The organism is Butyrivibrio hungatei NK4A153, from assembly GCF_000424465.1.
Lineage (GTDB): Bacteria > Bacillota > Clostridia > Lachnospirales > Lachnospiraceae > Butyrivibrio > Butyrivibrio hungatei_A.
In genome coordinates this window covers 34,058-40,299 of record NZ_AUJY01000024.1, presented here as the reverse complement: position 1 = coordinate 40,299, position 6,242 = coordinate 34,058, and the positions used below count along the sequence as shown (strand labels likewise).

Below are 6,242 nucleotides of genomic sequence, written 5' to 3'. Positions count from 1 at the left end.
AGTTCGGTCCCTATCCGGCGCGGGCGTAGGATATCTGAGAGGAGCTGTCCTTAGTACGAGAGGACCGGGATGGACGGACCGCTGGTGTATCAGCTGCATCGCCAGATGCATAAGGCTGGGTAGCCACGTCCGGACGGGATAAACGCTGAAGGCATCTAAGCGTGAAGCCCCCCTCAAGATGAGATATCCCTGCTTCGGCAGTAAGACCCCTTGTAGAGTACGAGGTTAGATAGGCACAAGGTGTAAGCATGGTAACATGTTCAGCTGATGTGTACTAATAGGTCGAGGGCTTATCCAAAAGATAGGTGTATAGATAAATCTGGAAGAGATAATTCAGTGTTCGGTTTTGAAAGTGCAAATCTTTTTTTAATTATTAATTTAAAGTATAAAAAAGTTATTAATGAAAACTAAAAAGATGGTCAACTGCCCGTCTTTTTAGTTTTTTTGTATTTATTTTCAGAAAACTATGCTATACTAATTAAAGATATACTTAATCTGATAGTTTTCGATTTTTTGAATCTTTCTAAGCGAAAAATCCTAATCTATTATATTTACACGTGAGGTGAGAGAATGGAATCAAAAATCCTGCTTGAAAACGGAACTAATGAATTGGAGGTCCTTGAGTTTAAGATTGATGACCATTGCTATGGAATCAATGTTGCTAAGATCAAGGAAATAATTGTCTATCAGGAGGTTACACCGGTACCTAATGCTCATCCGAGTATTGAAGGAATATTCATGCCACGTGACACCATGATTACGGCGATTGACCTAAGGAACTGTTTACAGCGTGGTGCTTCTCAGCCCGGTGGATTATTTATTATTACAAACTTCAATAAGCTCGATATCGCATTCCATGTTGATGCGGTTGTTGGTATTCACAGAGTATCATGGGCTGATATTATTAAGCCAAATGCTACAATTTCTAAAACTGAGGAGAGTATCTCCACAGGTATTATAAAGTTTGAAAATCAGCTTATTATTATTCTTGATTTTGAGAAGATTGTTGCTGATATTAACCCTAATACAGGACTTAATATGGATGCTCTTGAAGAAATCGGAACAAGACCCAGAAATGAGGTGCCGATCGTTCTTGCAGAGGATTCACAGCTCCTTAACAGACTTATTGTTGATTCACTTAATAAGGCCGGATATAACAATGTAATCCACTTCGAAAATGGTAAGCTTGCTTATGATTACATTAAATCATGTAAGGAAAAAGGAACTCTTGATGATATAAAGTGCATCATTACCGATATCGAGATGCCTATCATGGACGGACACAGACTTACCAAGCTTATTAAGAGCGATGATGCTACTAAGAAGATTCCGCTTATCATATTCTCTTCTTTGGTTAACGAAGAGATGAGAAGAAAAGGCGAATCTTTGGGTGCTGACAGACAGCTTTCAAAGCCTGAGATCGGAAATCTCGTTGCTGTTATCGATGAACTTGTAAATGCACCAAGTGCACGCTGATACGTACTGACTTGAACTCCCTTTGTTGGCTCAGTTATGAAACGAGTTTTCAGTGACTGTCTCAATAAGGGGAGTGTTTTAATTTATTCATAAAATGCAAAGGTTTTCTAAAATATAATGGCTGAAACACTTTTAGAGCAGATAGAAAAAGCAGATTTTGTCCTAATCGGAATAGGAAATGAATGGAATTGGGTCAAGAACGGACTCAAAAATGACGATAGATATAAAGAGATAATCGAGTATTCGGGCAAAGAAGGCAATGAATGGCTTTTACCCGTGATCGAATATGAATACGCATATTACAATTCCGATGAGAGAATTGAGAGTGCATATAAAGGACTCAAAAAACTTATTGGAGATAAAAAGCATTTTCTTGTAAGTGATATTTGCTTTCAGGATGCACTTTTGTTCGGATTTGATCCAACAAAAAGCGTGTATCCATGCGGTAATTGCATGTATCTTCAGAACGATGAATCGGACGGTGAACTATACAGTGCCGATAAATGCGAAGAATTTATGTCTCTTGTAAATAAGATTCACGATATTATCGTATCGGATAACGGTGTTCTTTCAGGCGATATTTCTTTTCCCAAACCTGTTATGAACGGAAAAGAGCTTTATCTTAATCAGAAGAGACAGGAATATAATAACATTAAATACAATGAGAGTGCATATCTTGGCAATTGGGATATTTACAAGAAGTATCTGACGAACACATTAAATTCCAATTTGCTTGTTCTTGAACTTGGTGTCGGACTTGAGTATCCGACTGTTGTCAGATGGCCTTTTGAGAAAGTGACTTTTATAAATAAGAAAGCACATCTCATAAGGGTTCATGAGAGGTTATACCAGCACATCCCGGAGATAGAGGATAAAACGGAATCAATCAAAATGAATTCTGTTAACTATATTATGCAGGAGAGTAAAGGACTATGAAGTCTAGTGATGAGGAATATCTCGACAGCTTGTTGAATTCAGCAAAATCAAATAGTAATCCTCAATCGGCACTTAGCAGAATGTCTTCTAAAGCCCACAGTGAGAACTCCGCTGAACTGCTTGACAGTGAATCGGAGGATATTGGTGCGCTCATAGATAATTCAACCGGTAATAAGGAAATTGCGGAAGTCGGCGAGCTTATGGATAAAGCCGACAGAGATGAACTGATTGACGATTCGCTTGCAAGTCTTCTTGACGATATTCAAAAGCCCACAGATCCGGAAATCCCGACATTTACAGTTGGAAATGAACCGACGGAAGAAGATGTTCGTGATGCGGAAGAGATTGCTTTGGATGAGGCAATTGCCGATGCGGAAAAAAATGAAGCTGACAGGCAGAATGATGTTTCGGCCAGTGAGGAAGCTGCGCAGGAAGATATTGTTATCCCTGAAGTTGCGGAGACAGTCCCTATCATAGATGATTCGGAGCTTGTCGATGCTTTGGCGGAAATGGCTCCGGAGGTGGATCTTCCGGATGACAATAATTTAATTCTGGAAAAAGAATCTGATGCAGATCAGACTCCTGAAGAAATCCTTACAGATCTTCTCGACGATATGCCGGGAGGAAGTTTGATGGAATCGCCTGACGGACAGGAGAGCAGCCTTAGCGATATCATCGACAGAGAAAGAAAGGCAGAGGGAGTAGGTGAGCCGAATTCATCTGATGATGTACTTGATCTGCAAAGTCTTGATGATCTTACTATCGATGAGACAAATGAAGAAACACCTAATGAAGAAGCATCAAACGCGGAAGCAGGTGAGGAAGCAGGCGGAGAAAGTGCTCCTTCAGAGGAACCTTCAAGTGAAGAAGGGGCCAACGGGATGGTCTCGGAAGACAGTCTCTCTGAACTTGAAAGTCTTTTAAACATGGATGAACTTACAGGTGAAGGAAGCGCTGATGCGGATGGTTCGACACCTGAGACTGCAGATGCATCAAATGAAGGAGATGCAGTGGATGCATTGGAAACACCCGGTGATGAGGGAGCTTCCGATAACGAAGAAATAAGTGTATCCGCTACAGATCTTGGCTTTATAGAAGAAGATGAGCATCATTCCCCTGTGGGACTTGATGAAATTTCAGAAGACGATATTAATCTTAACGATCTTGAAGCGAACTTAGATGAGCTTCTTGGCGGTATGACTGAGTCATATGAGACAACTGAGGGAGAAGTTGCCAAGATTCTTGGCGATGAACCGCAGGAAATATCTGCAGAAGAGATAATGCAGGATTCCGAAGATGTTTCTATGCCGGATCTCGATGCTCTTATGAATAGTCTTGCCAACGATGAAGTTGAGTCGCTTGAAGATACGGCGCATCTTGATCAGAAAATTGGACCTCAGGAAGAGGAAATCAGCAAAGAAGATATTCTTGATGCGATTACCGAAACGGGATTTGACGATCTTGGAACGGATCTTGCGCTTGATGCAATTTCGGCACTCCCTGACATGGATCTTCCGGAAAATGAAGATAATGCTGAAGAACACGGGCATGGCAAGCACAGAAAGCACCGCAAAGAAAACTTTTTACAAAAACTTCTGAGAGTACTTACCGAAGAAGACGATGATTTTGAAGACTTCGGTACGGAAGGGCTTGCAAGCCTTACCGATGAGAATCAGAAGGTTCTTTCTGAGCTTGGAGAGGCAGGAGCTCCAAAGCCAAAGAAAGAGAAGAAGAAAAAAGAGAAGGCAAAGAAACCGCCTAAGGAGAAGAAGCCTAAGAAGGAGAAGCCTCCGAAGGAAAAGAAGCCTAAGAAAGAAAAGAAACCTAAGGCTCCGGAAGAACCTACTTCGCCAAGTAAGGCTATAGCGCCTAAGAAAATTGTTGTTTCCGGAGTTTTTGCGGCAAGCCTTGGAATTCTCGTATGTATTCCGGCGCTTATACTTCCCGTCAAAACTGCGACGGATAAAGCTAAGCTTGCATATGTTCAGAGTGATTTCATAGGTGCATATAAGCTCTTTCATGGAAAAACAATGACAACTGAGCAGAAGACCATGTATGAGAGGTCAAGAGTGATCGCATGGGCAGAGAGATATCTCAACGGATACGAGAATTACAAGTCCATGAATAAGGACGTTGAAGCTCTTGATATGCTCCTTATGGCAGAACGTAATAAAGAAGGCCTGCTTGAAGAGGCAACAAAGTTTAATGTTGAAATTCAAGTGACTAGCGTGTACGATAGTATAGAATCGTTGCTTTCAGAGAACTATGGTCTTTCTGAGGAAGATATCAATGAGATCAATTCCATTAAGAAAGACAGAGATTATACTATCAGAATCATGGAAGTTTTAGGGATGTTTGAAGAATGATCTGCATATTGTCACCGAAGGCATCGAAAGTATTGAAAGGGGTTTGATGCCTGATGGTAGCAATTATTGATTATGATGCCGGTAACATAAAGAGCGTTGAAAAGGCTTTTGAGTATTTGGGCGCCGATACTGTCATCACCAGAGATCCGAAAGAAATATACAGAGCAGATCACGTTGTGCTTCCCGGTGTCGGAGCTTTTTCCGATGCAATGAAAAAAATAGAGGAATACGGAATGGAAGCGCCTATAAAAGAGGTGATAAATAAGAACATTCCGTTTATGGGAATATGCCTGGGACTGCAGCTCTTGTTCGATTCAAGTGAGGAATCGGAGGGAGTCAGCGGCCTGGGCATTTTGCGTGGAAAAATCGTAAGAATTCCCAATATAGATAAAGAAGGAACATATTACAAAGTGCCTCATATAGGCTGGAATAACCTTTCTTTCCCAAGAGAGGGCAGACTCTTTAAGGGACTCGATGACGAATCGTATGTATACTTTGTTCATTCATATTATCTTCAGGCAGAAGATAAGAGCATCGTTACAGCGACAACCGACTACTCGGTTCGCATTGAAGCTTCCGTTGAAAAAGACAATGTATTTGCCTGCCAGTTCCACCCTGAAAAGAGCTCTGAGGTAGGAATGCAGATACTTAAGAACTTTTTGGCGGTATAAGGAGGGAACAGGTATGCATACAAAAAGAATTATTCCCTGTCTCGATGTTAATAACGGCAGGGTTGTAAAAGGAATAAATTTCGTAAATTTGAAGGATGCAGGTGATCCTGTTACCGTTGGAGAAGCATATTCCAAGGCCGGCGCAGATGAGCTTGTTTTCCTGGATATAACCGCATCAAATGAAAGAAGAGCCACCGTTGCTGACATGGTCAGGGAAGTTGCCAAAAAAGTTTTCATTCCCTTTACCGTTGGCGGCGGAATCAGAACAGTTGATGACGTTAAGGCAATCCTCAGAGAAGGTGCTGACAAGGTTTCGATGAACTCCGCTGCAATTGACAGGCCGGAGCTTGTTGCTGAAGCTGCCGACAAATTCGGAAGCCAGTGCGTTGTGGTTGCGATTGATGCAAAAAAGAGAGAAGACGGCTCAGGCTGGAATATCTATAAGCACGGCGGAAGAATCGATGTGGGAATTGATGCCGTAGAATGGGCAAAAAAAGTAACTGAGCTTGGAGCGGGAGAAATACTTCTTACAAGTATGGATGCCGACGGAACCAAGGCCGGTTATGATATAGAGCTTACAAGACAGATATCGGAAGCTGTTGATGTTCCTGTAATTGCTTCAGGCGGAGCGGGAACAATGGAGCACTTCTATGATGCACTTACAACAGGCCAGGCAGATGCGGCTCTTGCGGCTTCTCTTTTCCATTACAAGGAACTTGAGATATGTGATGTAAAGAAGTACTTAAGGAACAAAGGCGTTTCAGTAAGGCTATAAAAGAAAGAAGGTTGTGAC

Annotated in this window: 5 protein-coding genes and 1 rRNA gene; all 6 read left to right on the top strand. The window is 41.7% G+C overall.

Annotation, left to right across the window (positions count from 1 at the left end; genetic code table 11):
* Positions 1-298, top strand: a 23S ribosomal RNA gene (locus G628_RS0109845); the annotation flags it as partial.
* Between the two features lie 272 nt (positions 299-570).
* Complete coding sequence (locus G628_RS0109840; protein WP_026654527.1) at positions 571-1,476, top strand: chemotaxis protein; 906 nt, start codon at positions 571-573, stop codon at positions 1,474-1,476.
* 117 nt (positions 1,477-1,593) lie between these two features.
* Positions 1,594-2,412 carry a hypothetical protein gene (locus tag G628_RS18165; protein ID WP_027209038.1) on the top strand — a complete coding sequence of 273 codons (819 nt, stop codon included), beginning with the start codon at positions 1,594-1,596 and terminating at the stop codon, positions 2,410-2,412.
* Positions 2,409-4,778 carry a hypothetical protein gene (locus G628_RS0109830; protein WP_027209037.1) on the top strand — a complete coding sequence of 790 codons (2,370 nt, stop codon included), beginning with the start codon at positions 2,409-2,411 and terminating at the stop codon, positions 4,776-4,778. Before G628_RS18165 ends, G628_RS0109830 begins: the two co-directional genes overlap by 4 nt.
* Before the next feature lie 53 nt (positions 4,779-4,831).
* Positions 4,832-5,449 (top strand): imidazole glycerol phosphate synthase subunit HisH, encoded by a 618-nt coding sequence (gene hisH, locus G628_RS0109825; RefSeq protein WP_027209036.1) that lies wholly within the window; start codon positions 4,832-4,834, stop codon positions 5,447-5,449.
* Positions 5,450-5,462: 13 nt separating this feature from the next.
* Positions 5,463-6,224: an imidazole glycerol phosphate synthase subunit HisF gene (hisF, locus tag G628_RS0109820; RefSeq protein ID WP_027209035.1), complete on the top strand. Its 762-nt coding sequence runs from the start codon at positions 5,463-5,465 to the stop codon at positions 6,222-6,224.
* Positions 6,225-6,242: the final 18 nt, after the last annotated feature.